The sequence below is a fragment of the Serratia proteamaculans genome (assembly GCF_008830365.1).
In the GTDB taxonomy this organism is placed as follows: domain Bacteria; phylum Pseudomonadota; class Gammaproteobacteria; order Enterobacterales; family Enterobacteriaceae; genus Serratia; species Serratia proteamaculans.
The window spans coordinates 78,642-100,055 of the sequence record NZ_WBKI01000007.1; the positions used below are offsets into that span (position 1 = coordinate 78,642).

Genomic DNA, 21,414 nt, shown 5'->3' on the forward strand with positions numbered 1-21,414 from the left:
GGGGATCAATCATGAGGAAAAATCAGATGGCAACCGGTGCCTTGATGGCCGGGTGCGGATCGTAACCTTCGATTTCAAAGTCTTCGAAACGGTAATCGAACAACGATGCCGGCTTGCGCTTGATCACCAACTTCGGTAATGCACGCGGTTCGCGGGTCAGCTGCAGCTGGGTTTGTTCCATATGGTTGCTGTACAGATGAGTGTCACCGCCGGTCCAGACGAAATCACCCACTTCCAGATCGCATTGCTGCGCCATCATATGTACCAGCAGCGCGTAACTGGCAATGTTGAACGGCAGGCCGAGGAACACATCGCAGGAGCGCTGGTACAGTTGGCAAGACAATTTGCCGTCCGCCACATAGAACTGGAAGAACGCGTGGCAAGGTGCCAGCGCCATCTGATCCAGCTCACCCACGTTCCAGGCGGAAACGATAATACGGCGCGAATCCGGATCCTGTTTCAGTTGGTTCAGCACGGTGGTCAACTGGTCGATCTGACGACCATCCGCCGTCCCCCAGGCACGCCACTGCTTGCCATAGACGGGGCCCAGGCTACCGTTTTCATCCGCCCATTCGTCCCAGATGCTGACGTTGTTTTCCCGCAGATAAGCCACGTTGGTGTCACCATTCAGGAACCACAGCAGTTCATGGATGATCGAGCGCAAATGACACTTCTTGGTAGTGACCAGAGGGAATCCATCCTGCAAATTGAAACGCATCTGGTGGCCGAATATCGACAAGGTGCCAGTGCCGGTACGGTCGGCTTTAGGGGTGCCCTCGGCGAGCACTTTATTCATCAAATCCAGATACTGTTTCATTTGTTCCTCACGACAGTTGTTGCTGCGGGCGACGACGATACGCCCAAATCATCATAATAATACCGGCCACCACCATAGGGACGGACAGGATCTGCCCCATGCTGATAACGCCGTCAAACAGGCCAAGCTGGGCATCCGGCTGGCGGAAAGCTTCGACGATAATACGGAATGCGCCGTAGCCAATCAGGAACAGGCCGGAAACGGCCCCCATCGGCCGCGGTTTGCGGATAAACAGGTTCAGAATGATAAACAGCACCACGCCTTCCAACAGCAGTTCATACAGCTGGGACGGGTGACGCGGCAACACGCCGTATTGGTTCAAGATAGGCAGCAATTGCGGATCGGCGGCAGCCAGCGCCACGTCTTCCGGGCGTGAGCTTGGGAACAGCATCGCCCATGGGGTATCGGTAGTCACACGGCCCCAGAGTTCACCATTGATAAAGTTGCCCAAACGGCCAGCACCCAGGCCGAAGGGGATCAGCGGGGCAATAAAATCAGAAACCTGGAAGAAGCTGCGTTTGGTGCGGCGAGCGAACCAGAACATCACCAGGATCACCCCCATCAGACCACCGTGGAATGACATGCCGCCATCCCAGACTTTGAACAAATACAGCGGGTTATCCATGAACAGCGGCAGGTTGTAGAACAGTACATAGCCCACGCGGCCACCGACGAACACACCGAGGAAACCGGCATACAGCAGGTTCTCTACTTCATCCTTGGTCCAGCCGCTGCCCGGTTTGTTGGCCCGGCGTACCGCCAGCCACATGGCAAAAACGAAGCCAACCAGGTACATCAGACCGTACCAATGCAGAGAGACCGGGCCGATAGAGAAAATCACCGGATCAAATTTAGGAAACGCCAGATAGCTATTGGTCATCTATCACCACAACAAGTCTATTATTCTTCCCCATCCGGGGGCGGCAGGTGCCAAACGCGGTGAAACACAGCAGGAGCATTATTTTTCCGTTGCTTTCAGCGCAGTTGAGGAGGCGGATAATAGCATAAGCTTAACCGCCTCCGGACTGGCCTGCAGGGAAAAGTTCTGTAAAAAAATCAGTCAGCCCACGGCCTTACTTACCGCCGCGGATCAAACCACCCATGCCGCGCCGTTCCATAAATGCCGCTACTTGATGACGCACTTCGGTGGTCATTTGAGCATTCAGCACCCGCTGCACCAGTACTTCGGCGTCGGATAGCTCAATATGCCGCAGCAGATATTTAATGCGCGCCACGCTACGTCCGTTCATGCTCAGATTACGGTAACCCATTCCCACCAGCAGCAGCGCGCCCATCGGGTCACCGGCCAGTTCCCCACACAGGCTTACCTGCAACCCAACTGCCCTGGCCTGCACGGCGATCAGCTTAAGCACCTGCAACATGGAAGGGTGCAGGCTGTCGTACAGCGACGCCACCCGGGTATTGTTGCGATCCACCGCCAGCAAGTACTGGGTCAGGTCGTTGGTGCCTACCGAGATAAACTCAACGCGCCCGGCCAGATGCGGGATCATGAAGATCATCGAGGGCACTTCCAGCATGATGCCTAATTTGGGTTTCGGGATTTCATACCCCAGCATCTCTTCCACTTCTCGCCCTGCGCGGTCGATCAAGCGGCGGGCCTCGTCGATCTCTTCCAGGCTGGTGATCATCGGCAGCAGTATGCCCAGGTTGCCGGTACCGGCATTGGCACGCAGCATGGCACGCACCTGGATCAGGAAGATCTCCGGTTGATCCAGGGTAATACGGATGCCACGCCAACCCAGACAGGGGTTTTCTTCGCTGATCGGCATATAAGGCAGTTGCTTATCGGCGCCAATATCCAGCGTGCGCAGCGTCACGGGCTTATTCGGGTACAGTTGCAGCATGCCCTGATACTGGGCGACCTGTTCCTCTTCGGAAGGGAAGCCGCTCTGCAGCATAAAAGGGATCTCGGTGCGGTACAGACCCACACCGTCAACCCGCCCGCCCAGCAGTTTTTCATGTTCCGGGCTGAGGCCGGCGTTAAGCATTACCTGGACGCGCTCGCCGCTTTTGAGTTGGGCCGGTTGCTCAACGTCGTCTTCGGCCAGCTTGCTTAATTCAAGCTCTTCGCTGATCAGCCGTTGGTATTCTTGCACCAGCACCGGTTCGGGATCGACCAGCAGTTCGCCGCGATAACCGTCGACAATCAGCAGCCGCTGGCTGAGCAGCGCTGGCTGGATATCCGCCCCCATCACCGTCGGCACACCCATCGCCCGCACCAGAATGGCCGCATGGGAGTTGGCGGCACCGTCGCGCACCACCACGCCGACCAGTCTGTCCTGTGGCATTTCTGCCAACAGGGTCGCAGTGAGTTCATCGGCCACCAGCACAAAACGCGCCGGCCACTGGGTAGCGCCCTGGGTGGTGTCATCGAGGTGGAACAACAGACGCTGACCAAGCGCACGCAGATCGCTGGCGCGCTCACGCATATAGGTGTCTTGCAGGCTGGCAAACTGAGCCGCAAAGACCTCGATCACCTGTTTAACCGCCCATTCCGCCACGGAACCGGCATCAATTTCGGCAAACAGTTCGCGCTTGAGGCGCGCGTCGTTTAACAGGTGAGAGTAGAGATCGAAGATCGCCGCGCTCTCTTTTTGCGAACTGGCGGCAAAGCGCTTGCTGAAACGGCGGAATTCCGCGCCGGCTTCTTCCAGCGCCTGGGTCAGGCGTTCGCGCTCGCTGGCAGTATCGAGCGTCGAAGCCTCGTAGACTTGATCGAGTGACGGCTGGCTGCTGTCCTGCCAGCCTTCGGCCACCGCAACGCCTGGGGAGGCCGCCAGTGCGCGAATGCGCGTTTGACGATACTGACCGAAAATGGCGTTAAGCTGTGATTGCGAGAGGATCCCGGCCATTTGCGTGGCCAGGGTCACCATGAAGGATTCTTCGCTTTCGTCAAACTGACGCAGCTCACGCTGCTGCACCACCAGCACGCCCAGCAGTTGGCGGCGATGAATGATCGGCACGCCGAGGAAGGATCGGAAACGATCCTCTTTCACCTGGGGAATGTATTTGAAGCTGGGATGGCTCTGCGCGTCGGCCAGGTTAATCGGCTCCGCACGGCGTCCGACCAAACCGACAATGCCTTCATCAAAGGCCAATGCGATAGCGCGCCCACGCGGTTTTTTTAACCCGCGTGTCGCCATCAGGTAATAGCAGCGGCGGTCGTTGTCCGCCAGATAGATGGAACAAACTTCTGTATCCATTGCCAGACAGGTTTCATTGACCAAAAGATCCAGCGCATCTGTCAGGCTGGCCGCCGCGGCCACCTTCTCAACAATTTCTCGCAAGCGCGTGAGCATAGTCGGCTTAACTTAACCTCTCTTCCGGCGATAAGCGGGGGTCTGCCGCTGTGCTGCCTGCTCCTGCATCGGCATCACGGTGACGGCGAATTCTTTCATCACCCGGCGGTACACGTCACGTTTGAACGACACCACCTGGCGCACCGGATACCAAAAACTCACCCAGCGCCAACCGTCAAACTCCGGCGTGCTGCTGCGTTGCATATTGATATCAGCGTCATTGCACATTAACTGCAACAGAAACCATTTCTGCTTTTGGCCGATACAAACCGGCTTTGTGTCCCAACGCACCAAACGTTTTGGCAATTTATAGCGCAACCAGTTGCGGGTTGAGGCCAGGATGCGTACATCCTTTTTACTCAGCCCCACTTCTTCGAACAGCTCACGGTACATGGCCTGTTCTGCGGTTTCACCAGGGTTAATCCCACCTTGGGGAAACTGCCAGGAGTGTTGACCGTAACGGCGAGCCCACAGGACTTGCCCCTGACGATTACAGATTACGATACCAACATTCGGGCGGTAGCCATCATCATCGATCACCGGACTACCTCGATAAGCTTAAATTCGCATAGATACCCTGATTGTTTCACACAAGCTACAGGCGGTAAACCACTGCTTTGCGGCGCTGCAGACCGGATAACATTGGGATAACTCACAGATAATGGCAAAGTTATAAACATGCGAGGCGATTTACACGCGGTTTTATTCACTTTTTCTGTGGATAGGTGTGTGAAGAACTCAAGGGATAAGCCGGTAAAACTCTGGTGAGCCTAAAAACACCATAAAAATAAAAATAACATTAATCCTTTAAAAACATAAATATATATAATTATCAACAGCCCTATACAGAGCAAAAATGTGATCTATGTCCGTTTAGGATCTTACCCTGGTGAAAGATCCACCAACGTCGTTTTTATCCACAGATTATCCGTATGAGTTACGCACAAAACGGACAATTTCGCAAAAAAGTGCCTGCGTCAAGGCTGTAAATCGAACCAGTGATCGGTAAAAATTTGGGTTATCCCATAAATCTGTGGATAAATAGGTGTAAGATCCTGTTTATTGTCGGTGGCTTCAGGTGCACAAGCGTCGCCCGGAATTTTTCCTCTGCCGGCTGCGAGAAAAAAAGTCATGAAAAATCATGCTACTATTATTCTTTTCCCCAGTCCTTTCCCGCCAAGGTTCTCTGTGGACAAATACAGTACATTTTTCAACCAAATCTAACAGGCTGGTATTATGGCGTTTTTATCTCCTTTGCCCCCTCCTCCAGAAAACGAACAACAGCTGTTTGAACGGGCGCAGCAGCTTGCCGGCTGCCACCTGGGTGAACTGGCCGAACGTGCACAGTTGGCTATCCCCAAAGACCTGAAGCGAGATAAAGGCTGGGTTGGCATGCTGCTGGAGCAGTATCTTGGCGCCATGGCGGGCAGCAAGCCGGAGCAGGATTTCCCCGAGTTGGGCATCGAGCTGAAAACCATCCCGATAGACGCCGCCGGCAGACCGCTGGAAACCACCTTCGTCTGCGTGGCGCCCTTAACCGGCAACAGCGGCGTAACCTGGGCCAGCAGCCATGTGCGCCATAAGCTGGCGCGGGTGTTGTGGATCCCGGTGGAAGGCGAGCGGCAAATCCCGCTGGCACAGCGACGTATCGGTTCACCGCTGTTGTGGAGCCCGAGTGCCGAAGAGGAAGAAATGTTGCGCCGCGACTGGGAAGAACTGATGGATTTGATCGTGCTGGGTCATGTAGAGCGGATCACTGCCCGTCACGGTGAAGTGCTGCAACTGCGTCCCAAGGCAGCCAACAGTAAGGCCCTGACCGAAGCTATCGGCGAACAGGGCCAGCCGATCCTCACATTGCCGCGCGGGTTCTACCTGAAAAAAAGCTTCACCGGCGCATTATTGGCAAGACATTTCTTCATCTGATCCTTTTTGTTTAGGTCGCGTTTAGCTAATAGTGTCGCTGTATCAATAAACGCGTATAATTCAGCCTTTGCTTTTTATTAAGGTGTGGTTTGCCAATGTTCGAGTGGATTATGGATCCCAATGCCTGGTTAGCGTTAGGTACGCTGACCATTCTTGAGATCATTTTGGGTATTGATAACATTATTTTCCTGTCGCTGGTGGTGTCCAAGCTGCCGAAAGCACAGCAGAACAAGGCTCGCCGCATCGGGCTGGCCGGCGCAATGTTAATGCGTCTGGGGCTGTTGGCCTCTATCGCCTGGGTGATCCGTCTGACCCATCCGCTGTTTAGCGTCATGGACCACAGTATCTCGGCACGCGATCTGATCCTGCTGCTGGGTGGACTGTTCCTGATTTGGAAAGCCAGTAAAGAGATCCATGAAACCATCGAAGGCTCCGATGAAGAGCACCACACCAAGGTGCATGGCTTCTTCGGTGCCATCGTGCAGATTATGTTGCTGGACATCATTTTCAGCCTGGACTCGGTGATTACCGCAGTAGGCCTGTCCGACCATCTGTTTATCATGATGGCCGCAGTGGTGATTGCCGTTGGCGTCATGATGTTTGCCGCCCGCCCTATTGGCGAGTTCGTTAACCGCCATCCTTCCGTGAAGATGCTGGCGCTGGCGTTCCTGATCCTGGTGGGCTTCACCCTGATGCTGGAAAGCTTCCAGGTGCATGTGCCAAAAGGCTACATCTACTTCGCGATGTTCTTCTCAATGTCGGTCGAAGCGCTTAATCTGATGCGCAGCAAGAAAAAAACCGTCTCTGAGTAATTCCCCACGGGAGTGCGCGCCAGCCGCTCCCGTTATTATTTTCGCCTTCCGCCCTGCTCAGCGTCACTTTCTCTATAAAGATAAAGACTTATCCGAAACACGGCGCCGCCAGAGTTTGCTAATCTAAGAAGAAGCTTCTTTTTTGCATACATAACAGAGGATCCGCAGGATGAATAAGTGGGTAATGGCAATGTCTGCGTTGGTGATCACCGCCGGGTTGGCGGGATGTTCCAGCGATTACGTGATGGCGACCAAAGACGGCAATATGATCCTGACCCAGGGTAAACCGGAGATTGACCAGGATACCGGCCTGATCAGCTACAAAGATGAAAAAGGCAACAGCCGTCAAATCAACGGCGATCAGGTTTCACAGGTTATCGAACGCTAATCCCCGTCGGCTATCCTGCGTGATAGCCTTCCCCGCACTGAATCCACTTCCCCCATCTTCCCGGCTTGGTTATAGTCGGCAAAGGCGATATCACCGCCTTGCAGGTTGTTTGCCACAGCCTGCCATTTGGCTCCTGTTTCACCGGGCGGTACCGCCCGTTAGCGCTAACATGAAAGGAAGGCCGTTAATGCAATACCACCGTATTCCCCACAGTTCTTTAGAAGTGAGCGTGCTGGGACTGGGCACCATGACCTTTGGCGAACAGAACAGTGAAGCCGATGCCCATGCGCAACTCGACTATGCATTAGCCGCTGGCGTCAACCTGATCGATACCGCAGAGATGTACCCGGTCCCGCCCCGTCCTGAAACCCAGGGGCTGACCGAACAATACATTGGCAGTTGGATCAAGGCACGCGGCAACCGTGAGAAGATAGTGCTGGCCAGCAAGATTGCCGGGCCGGTCCGTGGCACCGACAGCAGCATCCGCCCACAGCAGGCGCTGGATCGCAAAAATATCCGTGTCGCGCTGGACGCCAGCCTGAAACGACTCAACACCGATTATCTCGATCTCTACCAACTGCACTGGCCACAGCGTCCGACCAACTACTTCGGCAAGCTCAATTATCAATACACCGATGATAAAGCCACCGTAACCCTGCTGGAAACGTTGGAGGCGCTGACCGAACAGGTGCGTGCCGGTAAAATCCGCTATATCGGGGTGTCTAACGAAACGCCATGGGGCGTAATGCGTTACCTGCAACTGGCTGAAAAGCACGAGTTGCCGCGCATCGTCTCAATTCAGAATCCCTACAGCCTGTTGAACCGCAGTTTTGAGATTGCCCTGGCAGAGATCAGCCAGCACGAAGGCGTCGAACTGCTGGCCTATTCCAGCCTGGCGTTCGGTACCCTGAGCGGCAAGTATCTGAACGGCGCCAAACCGGCCGGGGCGCGCAACACGTTATTCACGCGCTTTAACCGCTACTCTGCGCCACAAACGCAGTTGGCGATTGCCGAGTATGTCGCGTTAGCCAAAAAGCACGGGTTGGATCCTTCGCAGATGGCGCTGGCCTTTGTGCGCCAGCAACCGTTCGTTGCCAGTACCCTGCTGGGCGCGACCACGCTGGAACAACTGAAAACCAACATCGACAGTTTCGACGTGGTGTTGAATGAAGATGTGTTACAGGGGCTGGAAGAGATCCACACCCGCTTTACCATTCCTGCCCCATAAACAAGATGGGGCGCCTAATCAGCGCCCCATCCATTATTTTGCCCGCCGCTGCGACAGCCACAGTGCGCTAATCGCCAGTGCGAACACCACGCCAAAACCAATCCCCACGCCGACCACCGGCACGCTGATTTTGACCGCCAGAGAATACAACCCGAGCATCAGCAACATGGCGGTGTTCTCCCCCAGGTTCTGCACCGCGATCGCGTTCCCCGCCCCCACCGAGTTTTTGCCCCGCTCCTGCAATAGCGCGTTCAGCGGCACCACAAAGAAGCCGCCCAATACACCGATAATCAGCAGCAGAGCATAAGCGTTAAACAGGGTGGTTTGCAGCGCGAATATTGCCACCGCTACGCCGATCAGGATCCCGGCCGGCATACAGCGCTTCACCGTTTCCAGCGTGACGAAGCGCGCGGCCGCACCGGCACCGATCACAATCCCGACCGCCACCATGGCATTGAGCAGCGTCGGCGTGGCGTTATCGGCGATACCGAGCGCCACCGGCACCCACAGCACCAACAGGAAGCGCAGCGTGACCCCTGCGCCCCAGAACAGGCTGGTGCCAATCAATGAGAAGCGTGTCTGGCCGTCGCGCCACAACACCACACAGGCGTTGAAGAAGGCCCGCGTCATGGCTCGCGGCGTCCAGGAAACGGCAGGATGTGCCGCCGGCAAGCGCGGAATGTACAGGTTGGCAATCACCGCCGCCGCATAGACCACCGCACACACCGCCAGCGCCGCCACGATATGCCAGTCGGCCAGTATGCCGCCGGCCACCGATCCGATCAGGATCGCGGCAATGGTGGAGGCCTCCATCAGGCCATTGGCCTTGACCAGTTTTTCGCCGCTGGTGATCTCGCCCAAAATACCGTACTTGGCGGGTGAATAGGCCGCCGCGCCAACGCCCACCAGGGTATAGCCGAGAAAAGGATTGAAGCCGAAGCAAATCACCAGCGCACCGGCCAGTTTCAGACCGTTGGCCACCATCATCACCCGCCCCTTGGCGAAGCTGTCAGCAACCTGACCAACAAAAGGCGCGAGGATGATGTAGGTGGCGACAAACGCCATCTGCAAAATCGGCTGGCTCCAGTCGGGATAGAGCTGTTGCTTGATCAACGCCAGCGTGGCGAACAGCAGCGCATTGTCGCCGAATGCGGACAGAAACTGGGCGCAAATCACCGCAATCATGCTGCGTGATAGCAAGGGTGAATCAGTATTCAACGTCGGGTTCATCAGACAGTCTCCGGCTCTTCAGCCATGTTACGCAGAGTCACAAAGTCCGGTTTCCCGCTGCCGAGCACCGGTAAGGTTTTCAAAATACGGATATCACGCGGCACGGACAGCTCAGGGTTGCCCAATTCCCGCGCCACCTTCAACAAGGCTTCGCGGGTGATGCCGGCGTCGGTGGTAAACAACACCAACGCCTCACCTTTGCTGCTGTCGCTTTTCACCGTGGCGGCGTGCTGCCCCTCCGGTGCTACGCGCTGCGCCAGCAGCTCCACGCTTTCCAGCGAGACCATTTCACCCGCCAGTTTGGCAAAGCGCTTCACCCGACCGCGGATCACGCAGTACCCCTGCTCGTCCAATGTGACAATATCGCCGGTATCGTACCAACCCGGCTGCAGATTGCCGTGATCATCCTCTGCCGCCGGGGGCTCCAGCTCGCCCGGGCGTTCCACACGCAGATAGCCTTTCATGATATTAGGCCCCTTCAACTGCAAGCGCCCGCCGTTATCGATACCCGGCACCTTCATCAACCGCGCCTCCATATTCGGCATGATACGGCCGACGGTCCCCACCTTGGCCGCCAGCGGCACGTTGATCGACACCACCGGCGCGCATTCGGTCACGCCATAGCCTTCCAGGATGCGAATGCCATATTTGTCCTGATAAATCTGTTTGGTGCTGTCCGCCAACTTTTCCGCCCCGGCCACCACGTAGCGCAAACGAGCAAAATCATACGGGTGGGCAAAGCGGGCATAGTTATTGAGGAAAGTCGCGGTGCCGAACAGCACGGTGCAGTTGCGGTCATAAACCAGCTCAGGTACCACACGGTAATGCAGCGGGCTGGGATAAAGGAAAATGCGGCTGCCGGTCATCAGCGGGGTCAACAGCCCGACCGTCAGGCCAAACGAATGGAACAGCGGTAACGATGACATAAAGCGGTCACGCGGGGTGAAATCGGCGATGGTGCGGATCTGTTCAACGTTGGCCAGCAGGCTGGCGTGAGAATGCACGACGCCCTTCGGATTGCCCTCCGAGCCGGAGGTGAACAGGATCAGCGCCGCATCGTCCGGTTGCTGCGGCAGCATGGCGCGCGCCGGTTGGAACAGGTGACGCAGGATCCACAGCTTGTCCGCCAGAGTAATCGTATCTTTCAGATCCTCCAGGTACACCCAATTGGCCTCCGGCACCTGCTGTGGCAAATGCGTCAACTTGCCCTTTTCCAGGAACTGGCGCGAAGTGACGATGGTTTTGAGGCTGGCGGCGATCATGGCGCTTTTCAGGCCCTTGGAACCGGCGGTGTAGTTGAGCATCGCCGGAATGCGGTTGCGCAGGGAGGCGCCAAAAATAGCCGCTACGGTGATGGTCGCGTTCGGCAATAACATACCGACATGTTCGCCCTCGGCGGTAAAACGTTGCAGGATACGGCTGACGCCCAGCGCTTTCTTGGTCAGCGTCCGGTAACTGTCCTCCTTGAAGTTAATATCCTCGATACACGGCTTGCTGCGGCCATAACGGTGCTGCGCCGCCAGCAGGGCCTGAAACAGGGTCTGCGGCTCACGGGTATCCATCCGCGCCTGCATCATGATCTGGTGCAGCCGATCCCCGGCCAATGCACGGCGATCGCGGGCGCGCGGCGCTACCGGCATCGGCAGCGAGGTCGGCGGTAAAATACGGATGCTGATCTGCGGGAACCAGCGGATCCTGAACACCCCGGCCATGCGCCCAAAGGGACTGAACTCGGCGCCATCCAGCCGTATCGGTACCAGGGTCGCTCCGGATTTGGCGGCGATAAACGCGGCACCGTCATAAACCTTCATCAGCGAACCGGTAACGGTGATACGCCCTTCAGGAAACACCACCACCGGCCGCCCTTGCTCTACCGTGCGCACCAGCTGTTTGATAGCCATGGGTTTGGTCGGATCGAGCGAGACAAAGTCGATATAGGGCCGCAGCCAGCGCATAAACCAGCGTTCGCCAATACTGGCATACACGGCAAACACCGGCTTGATCGGCAAAAACACCGCCAGCAAAACGCCGTCGAGGAAGGAGATATGATTGGGGGTAATCAGCAGCTTTTGCTGATCGAAATGTCGGACGTCGCCCTCGACACGTACCCGGTACAGCAGGCGGAACAGCACCCGCAGTATAGAAAAGATCATGCCCTTCTCCCCTTGGCCAAGATGAGCGTAAATGGTTGTAGGGAAAAGAATACTATATGGCAGGCAAAAAAAAACCTACGCATCCGCGTAGGTTGGTGCAAATTAATATGGGTTCAACAAACAAGTTGCCGAAACTCACCAATCAATACCTCTGGGACGTTCAATTTACCCCGCTCCGGCAAAAGCCAGCCAGCGGGCAATCGCAACATTAAGGTGCAAAGTGTAACCAGGGGTGTAATTATCTATCGAACGCTCACTTCGACCAGGCAGCTCATGGCGTTCGGGCCCTGGGTTAACGGCGAGGTGCCGATATCCAGCGTCAATACGTTCGGGTTGCCAGACTGCTCCACCTCCAGGCGCTCGGCGCCGAAGCCCGGATCAAACCAGGCACCGGTGGCCATCAGTACCACACCTCGGGTGACACCGTCGGTAAGAGAAACGCCTGCCAGACAACGGCCACGCGCATTGCTGACCAGCACCTCAGTGCCATCGACAATACTGCGTTCTGCCGCATCTTGCGGATGCATATACAGCGTCTCGCGACCGGCGGTTTTATTGCCCTGCGCCAGCGGTGCCGGATCCATCTGGCTGTGCAGACGGTCGCTCGGCTGGATGGAAATCAGGTGCAGCGGCCAATCTTTGGCCTGCGGCGCACCCAGCCATTCGGCCGGCGGCTGCCACTGCGGATGCGGTGCAAAATCAGCATAACCGTAGCCGGCGATTTTCTCGCTGAACAACTCAATCTTACCGCTCGGGGTTTGCAGCGGATTGGCCTGTGGATCGGCGCGGAAGTCATCAAAGAACACGAACTCTTTCGCCGGTGCCGGCAGTTCGACATAGCCTTTGCGCCAGAAGTCCTCAAACTCCGGCCATGTCACGCCGGTGCCTGCCTGCGCCTGTCCGCACTGCTGATAGATAGATTCGATCCAGGCGCGTTCGTCGCGGTTCTCGGTGAATTGTTCGCGGTAACCGAGTCGCTCCGCCAGATCGGCAAAAATATCAAAGTCATTTCGCGCCTGATGCTGTGGCGCAATCGCCTGATGCATCGCCAACACATAGCGATCGCGCGATGAACCGCCGATATCGTTACGTTCCAGCGAGGTTGTGACCGGCAGCACGATATCTGCCATTTTGGCGGCCGGTGTCCACCAGATATCCTGCACAATCACCGTATCCGGCTTCTGCCAACCCTCCACCAGTCGGTTTAACTGTTGGTGGTGATGGAACGGATTGCCACCGGCCCAGTGCACCAGATGGATATCCGGATAATGCAGCGTCTCGCCGCGGAACTGGTAAGGTTCGCCCGGTTGCAGCAACATGTCACAGATGCGCGCCACCGGGATCGCCAGCCCGCAAGGATTGACCCCCACCGGCATCATTGGCCCCGGTGTATCCACGCGCGGGTTGCCGACGCCGTTCATTGAACCGTGCCCAAACGAGAAGCCGCCGCCCGGCAGCCCAACCTGACCGAGCATCGCCGACAGGGCAATCATCATCCAGTAGGGTTGTTCGCCACGGTGAGCGCGCTGAACGGAATAGGAACAGGTGATAAAGCTGCGCACGCCGATCAGTTGCTGTGCCAGCAAGCCGATGCGTGCCGCGGGGATGCCGGTGATCGCACTGGCCCACTCCGGCGTTTTCGCTACGCCGTCCTCGGTGCCGCGCAGATAACTCGCCAGTTGGTCGTAACCGGCACAGTGGCTATAAAGGAATGCCTCGTCCTGCGCACCCCGCCGCTGAATTTCATATGCCAACGCCAACATCAGCGCCACATCGGTATTCGGGCGGATCGGGATCCATTCGGCATTGACGAATGCCGGGCAGTCATCACGCATTGGACTGATGTTGATGACTGGGGTGCCTTTCTGCACCAGCTTTTGCAGCCACGGCTTGAGTGAATGCTCCGCCGCACCGCCGGAGGAAACCTGGGCATTTTTCAATGCCAGGCCACCGAAAGCCACAAACAGTTCGCAGTGTTCGACCACGCTCGGCCAACTGGTGACGCGCCCGGTCAATGGGGTGAAGGTGCCAATCACATAAGGCAGGAAAAACTGTGCGGCGCCCCAACTGTAGTTGCCCAACTGGTCAACACCGCCACCGCCGCCGAAATAAAAACGCCGTACCAGCGAGCGCGCATGATGTAAACGCCCGGCGGATGACCAGCCATAGGAACCGGTAAACAGGCCCGAGGGGCCGTAGCGATCGCGCACGCGACGGTTTTCTTCCGCTACCAGATCGAGTGCCAAATCCCAGTCCACTTCGACAAAATCTTCACGCCCCCGTAGCGTACGATCGCTGCCTTCACGCTTTTGCAGCCAGGAGCGACGCACGGCAGGTTTGCGGATACGCTTGTCGGAATAGGCCATCGGCGCGATGGAGGCGAGCATCGGGGAAGGGTCCGGATCGTCGGCGAACGGCTCACAACGGATAAGCCTGCCGTCTTCAACCACGGCGGTATACGCCCCCCAGTGAGCGAGCTGCGGATAACGTTTAATCGACATGCGGTTCTCAAACAAAAGTAGATACCCAAAAGTAACATTAGCCGACCTGCGCCGCCAAAGCACAAATGACTCTATTACTGGGTGCTACAGGTCTAAGCGCACGATAAATCGCCCATATCTGCAACAGCCGCCACAAGTTGCGATCGCCAGTGCTTGCAGCCCCGGGCTTTTTCCGCAAGACTGAGGAATGTAAGCGATTACCCAGGATGTATGACAGATATGGCTACCATAAAGGATGTTGCCAGGCTGGCGGGTGTTTCCGTGGCCACGGTATCCCGCGTAATAAACAATTCCCCGAAGGCCAGCGAAGGCTCACGCACTGCGGTGCAGGCCGCGATGGAACAACTGCAGTACCACCCAAACGCTAACGCCCGCGCGCTGGCGCAGCAATCAACCGAAACGCTAGGGCTGATCGTCTCCGACGTGTCCGACCCTTTTTTTGGCGCCATGGTCAAAGCGGTCGAACAGGTGGCCTACGCCACCCATAACTTCTTGCTGATTGGCAACGGTTACCATGAGGCGGAAAAAGAGCGTCAGGCAATTGAACAACTGGTGCGCCACCGTTGTGCGGCGTTGGTGGTTCATGCCAAAAAGCTGACCGACCGTGAGTTAAGTGGCTGGATGCAGCAAATCCCGGGGATGGTGCTGATTAACCGCACGCTGCCGGGCTTTGAATCACGCTGCGTGGCGCTGGACGACCGTTACGGTGCCTGGCTGGCGACCCGCCATCTGATCCAACAGGGGCACCAGCGCATTGCCATCGTCTGCTCCACCCACCAGATTTCCGACGCCGCAGACCGCCTGCAGGGCTATCTCGATGCATTGCAGGAGCATGGCATTGCGGTGGATGAAAAGCTGATCGCCTACGGCGAACCGGACGAAATCGGCGGTGAACAAGCGATGACCGAACTGCTCGGGCGCGGCAAAAACTTTACTGCAGTGACCTGCTATAACGACTCAATGGCCGCCGGGGCGCTGTCGGTGCTGAGCGACAACAGTGTCGATGTTCCTGGCCAGATGTCGTTGATTGGTTTTGATGACGTGCTGATTTCACGCTACCTGCGGCCACGCCTGACCACTATTCGTTATCCGGTAGTGGCGATGGCGACCCAGGCAGCCGAACTGGCATTGGCGCTGGCCAACAACCAGCCATTGCCGGAGATCACCAATATGTTCAGCCCGACCCTGGTACGCCGCCATTCGGTGGCCAGCATCAATAACGTTTACGAGCAGAACTAGTCCAGTTCCCGGTGATAGACTCGCACCGGGCGGTCGGGGTAATCCAGCGCGTCGCCGATGTAATGCCAGCCGTGACGTTCGTAATAGCCGCTGAAGTCACTGTAGAGATACAGCTCGCTGAAGCCGGCGCCCCGGCTGTAGTCCTGCACATGCTGCTGCAGCCGTAAACCCAGCCCGCTACCGCGTTGGCTTTCATCGACATACAGCGCCGCCAGCCAGGGCGTCAGATCCTGGCGGCTGATCAAATCGCAGCGCCACAGGCCCACGGTGCCGACCAGTTTGTCTCCCAGCAGAGCAATAAAAGTGATGGGCAAATCCGCCCCACGCAGCCCACTGTCTACCACGCTGGCGAAAAATTCCCGGCTGCTTTCGCTACCAAAGGCCCGCCACTGCCAGTCGATCACCTGCTGTCGGTACTGTGGATAATCCGCCAGAAGCACAATGTTAATCATCTCCCCCCCTTTCCCGTTGCCCAAGATCAGTCTACGGGCGTTTGCAGACAACGCAATCCCGGCGACAAAAAGCCACGCAGCCAAGGGCTAACCCTATGCTAGACTGAGCATTATTTGCCACAGCGGATGTTGAAAGGGGTAAGCCATTGATGATCACCATGTTGGATGTTTCCATTCGCGCTGGGGTCTCTAAGGCCACGGTCTCACGCGTGTTAAATGGCACCGGCCAGGTGAAAAAAAGCACCCGCGACGCGGTGTTCAAAGCGATGGACGACCTGGGTTACCGCCCGAATTTCCTCGCCCAATCGCTGGCGAATAAAAGCTCCAACAGCATTGGACTGGTAGTCTCCAACTTCGACGGCCCCTACTTCGGCCGTCTGCTGCGTAAAGCCGCCAAGCTGATCGAAGCCAGCGGCAAGCATCTGATTGTCACCGACGGCCACGACACGCCGGAAGACGAGCTACAGGCAGTGCGACTGCTGGCCGATCGCCGTTGTGACGCCATCATTCTGTATACCCGATTTATGTCCGAATCTGCGCTGATGAACTTGCTGGGAAGCCTGCCGGTGCCGATCATGGTGATCAACCGCGATCTGCCACAGGCACGCGAGCGCTGCGTGTTCTTCGAACAGCAGAGGGCCGCCTTCCACGCGGTGGATTATCTGATCCGGCAAGGGCACCGCGAGATCGCCTGTATTACGGGGCCGATCGCCACGCCCACCGCTCAGGCGCGGTTGGCGGGTTATCAGCAGGCGCTTGATCATCATGAGATTGCCTTCGACCACGCCCGTGTAGCCTATGGCGACAGCAGCGTGCAAAGCGGCTATCAGGGTGCCCGCAGTTTACTGGCCAGGGATAGCGGCTTTAGCGCACTGTTCGCCTGCAACGACGACATGGCGGTCGGCGCCATGAAGGCGCTGCACGATGCAGGCAAACGCCTACCGCAGGATGTCTCCCTGTTTGGCTTTGACGACGAGCCCAGCGCCGCCTATTTGCAACCTGCGCTGTCCACAGTTTATCTGCCGATCGACGTGATGATCGAAGCCGCCATCAGCCAGGCTTTCCGCCTGATTAAAGGAGAGAATATACAGCCACTCCCTCCTTTCACCGGTGAACTACGGCTGCGTGAATCCGTGATACCCGGCCCCTACGCCAACTGATCCCTTCGGGCGCTGGCGCTGATTGCGCGCCGCGCCGCATTTCCCCCACTGCGATTTCCCTTGCCTGCCACTTAGTCGCATATTGTCACAATAATAGCCTTTACACTATATAGCATAAAAGCTATATTTGAGTGCAGCCGTCGAGCGATTCGACAACTGATTTTTATTTGGCAACCCAGAGGTAACGCATATGGCTAAGCCTTTAGCAAACCTAATCGAAAAGCTTGATCCCGCCGTGGTTGAAGCGGCGAGGCAGAAAGCGGACAAAGAAATTTTTGAATTGCGGCTGGCAATGCTGCGGGAAGAACTGGCGGTGTCCCAGGTGGAACTGGCGAAACGACTGGGCATCAGCCAGCCTTCGGTCGCCAATCTGGAAAAACGGGGTAGCGAAATTAAACTCTCGTCACTGAAGCGCTACATCGAAGCCATGGGCGGCACACTCTCGCTGGAGGTCCAACTGCCCAACGGTCAGCATCGACGGATGACGTTGTGAGACGGGCGCAGTTTTAAACTGCGCCCGAAGCACTCAGATCAGTTCCAACGCAATCAGCTCTTCAATGGTTTGGCGGCGACGGATCAAACGAGGTTCGCCGTTCTCAAACAGCACTTCCGGCAGCAGCGGGCGGCTGTTGTAGTTCGAAGACATCGATGCGCCATAAGCGCCGGTGTCATGGAACACCAGATAATCGCCGACCTGCACCGGCGGCAGTTCGCGGGTTTCAATACCGCCACCGGCCTGCTGGGTAAAGACGTCACCGGACTCACACAGCGGCCCGGCAATCACGGTATCGCGCAGCGGCTGGTTGGCGCTATCGCGGCCATCGGCCGGCAGCAGGGAAATATGGTGGTAACTGCCATACATCGCCGGACGCATCAAATCGTTAAAACCGGCGTCCACCAGCACAAAGTGGCGGCTGCCCATGTCTTTTACCGCGCGCACCTCTGCCACCAGCACCCCGGCTTCCGCCATCAGGAAGCGCCCTGGTTCAATTTCCAGACTCACCGGATGACCCAGATGGGCGGCAATACGCTCGCGCGCGCTGTTCCACAGGCCAAAATAGTGTTCGGTATCAATCGCCTCTTCGCCGTACTGATACGGGATCGACAGGCCGCCACCGGCGGAGATAGCGCTGATATCCTGACCCAGGTCGATCACCTGCTGCACCATGGCATCGCACACGCGCTCCAGATGCTGGTAATCCACCCCCGAACCGATATGCATATGCACCCCGATCAATTTCAGGCCGTACTGCTGAATTTTTTCCACTGCCTGCGGCAAATCGGCATACCAAATACCGTGCTTGCTGTTCTCACCGCCGGTGTTGGTTTTCTGGCTGTGACCGTGGCCGAAGCCCGGGTTAATGCGTAGCCACACCGGGTGCCCGGCAGAAACCTGGCCCAGTTGCTCCAGCATGTCGATCGAACCGACGTTGACCGGGATTTTCAATTCACTGACGCGCGCCAGCGTTGCATGATCCAATACGTCGGCGGTAAATACGATTTCGCTTGGCTCACCACCCGGCTGAAAACCGGCCTGCAATGCACGTTCAACCTCCCCCAACGACACCGAATCCACCTTGACGCCCTGCTCACGCATCAGGCGCAGAATATGAATATTCGAACAGGCCTTTTGGGCAAAACGGATCACATCAAAATGACGCAGTTGGCTGATGCGCTCGCTAATGATAGCGGCGTCATAGGCCCATACCGGGCAACCAAAACGCTGAGGCAAGGCCAACAGGTTAGCGGCATTAAGGGCAGTCGTCGTATCGTGTAAAGCACGTGGCATGGTGATATCCCCAAATCAATTGTAATTGCTGTAATACCCCAATATTGCCGCACTCTTTCTTGGGTGGAAAATATCTATTTAGCCAGAGTCTATTCATCTATGATATGGCTTTGCTCATTATGGACACTGCCGATGCACGCGATAACCCTGCGCCAGATTGAAATCTTCTATGCGGTGATGACCACCGGCAATCTGACCGAGGCCGCTGCGCTGCTGCAAACCTCGCAACCCACCGTCAGCCGTGAACTGGCGCGCTTCGAAAAGCTGATCCAACTGCAATTGTTCGAACGGGTGCGCGGCCGGTTATCTCCGACGGTGCAAGGCCTGCGGCTGTTAGAGGAGGTGCAACGCTCCTATTACGGTCTGGATCGCATCGTCAATGCCGCCGCCGGTATCCGCCAGTTCCAGCAGGCGCAGCTGTCGATTGCCTGCCTGCCGGTGTTCTCACAATCACTACTCCCCGCCGTGTGCAAACCCTTTATCGATCGTTATCCCGAAGTGAGTTTCAGCGTAATACCGCAGGAATCACCGCTGCTGGAGGAGTGGTTGTCGGCACAGCGTCACGACTTGGGGCTGACGGAAAATACTCTGACCCCGGCGGGAACCGAACGCATGACGCTGATGACCTTGAACGAGGTCTGCGTGCTACCGGCCGGGCACCCCTTGCTGGCAAAAACGGTACTGACGCCGCAGGATTTTGCCGGGCAAAACTTTATCAGCCTGTCGAATACCGACAGCTATCGTCAGTTGCTGGATTCGCTGTTCAGTGAGGAAGGCGTTAACCGCCGTCTGGTGATGGAAACCCACAGCGCCGCGTCGGTCTGCGCCATGGTTAAAGCAGGGGTGGGCGTGTCGATCGTTAACCCGCTGACGGCGCTCGATTACGCCAGTGATGGCCTGCACGTGCGGCCATTCAGCGTTGAAGTACCCTTTACCGTCAGTCTGATCCGGCCGCTGCACCGCCCATCGTCGGCGCTGGTCACGGCCTTTACTCAGCATTTGCAACAGCAAGCGGAGACACTCCCCGCCCGCCTGGCTGCGGTAATTACACGCTAGCCGGGCGCTTGGCGCGGCTGAAGGTTACCATGCAGAGCAGCAGCCCCAGCAGCGCAATCCCTGCAGCGGCCAGCGGTACGCTGGTCAAGCCCAGCCCCTGCGCAATCACCACACCGCCGACCCAAGCACCGATGGCATTACCAACGTTGAACGCGGCAATGTTCAGCGTAGAGACCAGGTTGGGGGCTTTTTTACCGTAGGTGACCACGTTGATCTGCAGCGCCGGTACGGCGGCAAACGCGGCGGCGGCCCATAGGAACAGGGTGATCTCTGCCGGGACCATCGAATGGCTGGTCCAACTGAACAGCGCAGCGAAACAGGCGATCACCAGGTAGGTACAGGTCAGTGTCAGCGGCAAACGCCAGTCTGCCAGACGGCCGCCCAGGATATTCCCCAGCGTCAGACCCACCCCCATCAGCAACAGCGTCCAGCTCACCCCATGCGATGAAACGCCGGTCACTTCGGTCAGCAATGGCGCAATGTAGGTAAACAGCGCGAACATCGATGCGGCAAAGGCCACGGTCATCAGCAGCGAAAGCCAGATGCCAGCGCCACGCAGCGCCGCCAGTTCTTTTTTCAGGTCGGTCGGTGCCTCGTCCTTCACCGTTGGCAGCTTGCTATACAGCGCCAACAGAGAGAACACACCGATCACCGCCACGGCCCAGAACGTCGAGCGCCAACCCAGTGCCTGCCCCAGCGCGGTACCGAGCGGCACCCCAAGCACGTTAGCCAGCGTCAGGCCGGTAAACATCAGCGCCACGGCAGAGGCCCGGCGGTTTGCCGGAACCAGGTTGGCCGCCACCACCGCGCCAATACCAAAGAACGCACCGTGACACAGGGCAGTGATAATGCGCGCCAGCATCAGGAAGTCGTAGCTGTAACCCAGGGCGCACATAATATTACCGAAGATGAAAATCACCATCAGCAGTAACAGGGTCTTTTTACGCGGTAGCTTCGCCGTCAACAGCGCCATGATTGGTGCGCCGATAGCCACGCCAAGCGCATAGCCACTGATCAACCAGCCGGCAGAAGGAATAGAAACCTGCAGGTCTCTGGCGACCTCAGGCAGCAACCCCATAATAACGAACTCGGTGGTGCCGATAGCAAATGCACTTAATGCCAGTGCGAGCAGAGAAACAGGCATGCGTAACGCTCCCAATTAACAAAGCCCCGGCGTCAGGCGCCCGAGGCCGGTAAAAACACACAAAATTATCGGGCAACCTGACAGGCTGCCCGTGGAAAAGGTCAGAGAGGGTGTTCCAAGAGCCAGGGAAATGTATTTAACCCTATAATTATTAAGTCTTATTCACTCTTTTCACGTTACAGAAATTACACCTCGCCCCACG

General features: G+C 57.1%; 18 protein-coding genes. 8 read left to right on the plus strand and 10 right to left on the minus strand.

Annotated elements, in window-relative coordinates; translation table 11 throughout:
- Positions 1 to 22 precede the first annotated feature (22 nt).
- The 4 genes from thyA to rppH all read right to left on the minus strand — a co-directional run bounded on the left by thyA (position 23) and on the right by rppH (position 4,677).
- Positions 23 to 817, minus strand: a complete 795-nt coding sequence (gene thyA / locus F8R23_RS20390; protein WP_112347240.1) for a thymidylate synthase — start codon at positions 815 to 817, stop codon at positions 23 to 25.
- Between the two features lie 7 nt (positions 818 to 824).
- Entirely contained in the window at positions 825 to 1,697 is an 873-nt protein-coding gene (gene lgt, locus F8R23_RS20395; RefSeq protein ID WP_151415938.1) for a prolipoprotein diacylglyceryl transferase, read from the minus strand.
- Between the two features lie 193 nt (positions 1,698 to 1,890).
- Positions 1,891 to 4,137 (minus strand): phosphoenolpyruvate--protein phosphotransferase, encoded by a 2,247-nt coding sequence (ptsP, locus tag F8R23_RS20400; protein WP_112347241.1) that lies wholly within the window; start codon positions 4,135 to 4,137, stop codon positions 1,891 to 1,893.
- Between the two features lie 12 nt (positions 4,138 to 4,149).
- The gene (gene rppH / locus F8R23_RS20405; protein ID WP_012146527.1) at positions 4,150 to 4,677 is read right to left on the minus strand and encodes an RNA pyrophosphohydrolase; all 528 of its coding nucleotides are present in this window, start codon (positions 4,675 to 4,677) and stop codon (positions 4,150 to 4,152) included.
- Positions 4,678 to 5,373: 696 nt separating this feature from the next.
- Between rppH and mutH the strand changes: the two genes are divergently transcribed.
- From mutH to F8R23_RS20430, 4 genes are all read left to right on the plus strand, one after another.
- The gene (gene mutH / locus F8R23_RS20415; protein WP_112347242.1) at positions 5,374 to 6,060 is read left to right on the plus strand and encodes a DNA mismatch repair endonuclease MutH; all 687 of its coding nucleotides are present in this window, start codon (positions 5,374 to 5,376) and stop codon (positions 6,058 to 6,060) included.
- Positions 6,061 to 6,155: 95 nt separating this feature from the next.
- Positions 6,156 to 6,872: a TerC family protein gene (locus F8R23_RS20420; protein ID WP_012146529.1), complete on the plus strand. Its 717-nt coding sequence runs from the start codon at positions 6,156 to 6,158 to the stop codon at positions 6,870 to 6,872.
- 169 nt (positions 6,873 to 7,041) lie between these two features.
- On the plus strand, positions 7,042 to 7,260 hold the full coding sequence (locus F8R23_RS20425) for a YgdI/YgdR family lipoprotein (RefSeq protein WP_151415939.1): 219 nt from the start codon (positions 7,042 to 7,044) through the stop codon (positions 7,258 to 7,260).
- A gap of 187 nt (positions 7,261 to 7,447) precedes the next feature.
- Positions 7,448 to 8,488, plus strand: a complete 1,041-nt coding sequence (locus tag F8R23_RS20430) for an NADP(H)-dependent aldo-keto reductase (protein WP_012146531.1) — start codon at positions 7,448 to 7,450, stop codon at positions 8,486 to 8,488.
- A gap of 33 nt (positions 8,489 to 8,521) precedes the next feature.
- Here the strand turns inward: F8R23_RS20430 and lplT are convergent, their stop codons facing one another.
- The 3 genes from lplT to F8R23_RS20445 form a co-directional block, all read right to left on the minus strand.
- The gene (gene lplT / locus F8R23_RS20435; RefSeq protein ID WP_112347245.1) at positions 8,522 to 9,718 is read right to left on the minus strand and encodes a lysophospholipid transporter LplT; all 1,197 of its coding nucleotides are present in this window, start codon (positions 9,716 to 9,718) and stop codon (positions 8,522 to 8,524) included.
- Complete coding sequence (aas, locus tag F8R23_RS20440; RefSeq protein ID WP_129937854.1) at positions 9,718 to 11,871, minus strand: bifunctional acyl-ACP--phospholipid O-acyltransferase/long-chain-fatty-acid--ACP ligase; 2,154 nt, start codon at positions 11,869 to 11,871, stop codon at positions 9,718 to 9,720. The genes lplT and aas overlap by 1 nt, the downstream gene beginning before the upstream one ends.
- Positions 11,872 to 12,113: 242 nt before the next feature.
- Positions 12,114 to 14,372, minus strand: a complete 2,259-nt coding sequence (locus F8R23_RS20445) for a molybdopterin guanine dinucleotide-containing S/N-oxide reductase (RefSeq protein WP_151415940.1) — start codon at positions 14,370 to 14,372, stop codon at positions 12,114 to 12,116.
- A 219-nt stretch (positions 14,373 to 14,591) separates the two neighbouring features.
- Here F8R23_RS20445 and galR point away from each other — a divergent pair, with 219 nt between their 5' ends.
- Positions 14,592 to 15,611: an HTH-type transcriptional regulator GalR gene (gene galR / locus F8R23_RS20450; protein WP_099063788.1), complete on the plus strand. Its 1,020-nt coding sequence runs from the start codon at positions 14,592 to 14,594 to the stop codon at positions 15,609 to 15,611.
- Here galR and F8R23_RS20455 read toward each other — a convergent pair.
- Positions 15,608 to 16,063, minus strand: coding sequence for a GNAT family N-acetyltransferase (locus F8R23_RS20455; RefSeq protein WP_129937077.1), 456 nt, complete (start codon positions 16,061 to 16,063; stop codon positions 15,608 to 15,610). The two genes, galR and F8R23_RS20455, sit on opposite strands and share 4 nt — an antisense overlap.
- Before the next feature lie 149 nt (positions 16,064 to 16,212).
- Between F8R23_RS20455 and F8R23_RS20460 the strand changes: the two genes are divergently transcribed.
- Both F8R23_RS20460 and F8R23_RS20465 read left to right on the plus strand, forming a co-directional pair.
- Positions 16,213 to 17,223 carry a LacI family DNA-binding transcriptional regulator gene (locus tag F8R23_RS20460; protein WP_129937076.1) on the plus strand — a complete coding sequence of 337 codons (1,011 nt, stop codon included), beginning with the start codon at positions 16,213 to 16,215 and terminating at the stop codon, positions 17,221 to 17,223.
- A gap of 190 nt (positions 17,224 to 17,413) precedes the next feature.
- Positions 17,414 to 17,716 carry a helix-turn-helix domain-containing protein gene (locus F8R23_RS20465; protein WP_085118626.1) on the plus strand — a complete coding sequence of 101 codons (303 nt, stop codon included), beginning with the start codon at positions 17,414 to 17,416 and terminating at the stop codon, positions 17,714 to 17,716.
- A 33-nt stretch (positions 17,717 to 17,749) separates the two neighbouring features.
- Here F8R23_RS20465 and lysA read toward each other — a convergent pair whose 3' ends face one another.
- A complete protein-coding gene (gene lysA / locus F8R23_RS20470) occupies positions 17,750 to 19,012 on the minus strand; it encodes a diaminopimelate decarboxylase (protein ID WP_129937074.1) in 1,263 nt (420 codons plus the stop codon).
- Positions 19,013 to 19,144: 132 nt separating this feature from the next.
- Here lysA and F8R23_RS20475 point away from each other — a divergent pair, with 132 nt between their 5' ends.
- Complete coding sequence (locus tag F8R23_RS20475) at positions 19,145 to 20,068, plus strand: LysR family transcriptional regulator (protein ID WP_112347251.1); 924 nt, start codon at positions 19,145 to 19,147, stop codon at positions 20,066 to 20,068.
- Here the strand turns inward: F8R23_RS20475 and F8R23_RS20480 are convergent.
- Positions 20,058 to 21,212 (minus strand): MFS transporter, encoded by a 1,155-nt coding sequence (locus F8R23_RS20480; RefSeq protein ID WP_151415941.1) that lies wholly within the window; start codon positions 21,210 to 21,212, stop codon positions 20,058 to 20,060. The two genes, F8R23_RS20475 and F8R23_RS20480, sit on opposite strands and share 11 nt — an antisense overlap.
- Positions 21,213 to 21,414: the final 202 nt, after the last annotated feature.

Coding starts and splice junctions, on each gene's coding strand:
- thyA (WP_112347240.1), bottom strand. CDS start 817: ATGAAACAGTATCTGGATTTGATGAATAAAGTGCTCGCCGAGGGCACC.
- lgt (WP_151415938.1), bottom strand. CDS start 1,697: ATGACCAATAGCTATCTGGCGTTTCCTAAATTTGATCCGGTGATTTTC.
- ptsP (WP_112347241.1), bottom strand. CDS start 4,137: ATGCTCACGCGCTTGCGAGAAATTGTTGAGAAGGTGGCCGCGGCGGCC.
- mutH (WP_112347242.1), top strand. CDS start 5,374: ATGGCGTTTTTATCTCCTTTGCCCCCTCCTCCAGAAAACGAACAACAG.
- F8R23_RS20420 (WP_012146529.1), top strand. CDS start 6,156: ATGTTCGAGTGGATTATGGATCCCAATGCCTGGTTAGCGTTAGGTACG.
- F8R23_RS20425 (WP_151415939.1), top strand. CDS start 7,042: ATGAATAAGTGGGTAATGGCAATGTCTGCGTTGGTGATCACCGCCGGG.
- F8R23_RS20430 (WP_012146531.1), top strand. CDS start 7,448: ATGCAATACCACCGTATTCCCCACAGTTCTTTAGAAGTGAGCGTGCTG.
- lplT (WP_112347245.1), bottom strand. CDS start 9,718: ATGAACCCGACGTTGAATACTGATTCACCCTTGCTATCACGCAGCATG.
- aas (WP_129937854.1), bottom strand. CDS start 11,871: ATGATCTTTTCTATACTGCGGGTGCTGTTCCGCCTGCTGTACCGGGTA.
- F8R23_RS20445 (WP_151415940.1), bottom strand. CDS start 14,372: ATGTCGATTAAACGTTATCCGCAGCTCGCTCACTGGGGGGCGTATACC.
- galR (WP_099063788.1), top strand. CDS start 14,592: ATGGCTACCATAAAGGATGTTGCCAGGCTGGCGGGTGTTTCCGTGGCC.
- F8R23_RS20455 (WP_129937077.1), bottom strand. CDS start 16,063: ATGATTAACATTGTGCTTCTGGCGGATTATCCACAGTACCGACAGCAG.
- F8R23_RS20460 (WP_129937076.1), top strand. CDS start 16,213: ATGATCACCATGTTGGATGTTTCCATTCGCGCTGGGGTCTCTAAGGCC.
- F8R23_RS20465 (WP_085118626.1), top strand. CDS start 17,414: ATGGCTAAGCCTTTAGCAAACCTAATCGAAAAGCTTGATCCCGCCGTG.
- lysA (WP_129937074.1), bottom strand. CDS start 19,012: ATGCCACGTGCTTTACACGATACGACGACTGCCCTTAATGCCGCTAAC.
- F8R23_RS20475 (WP_112347251.1), top strand. CDS start 19,145: ATGCACGCGATAACCCTGCGCCAGATTGAAATCTTCTATGCGGTGATG.
- F8R23_RS20480 (WP_151415941.1), bottom strand. CDS start 21,212: ATGCCTGTTTCTCTGCTCGCACTGGCATTAAGTGCATTTGCTATCGGC.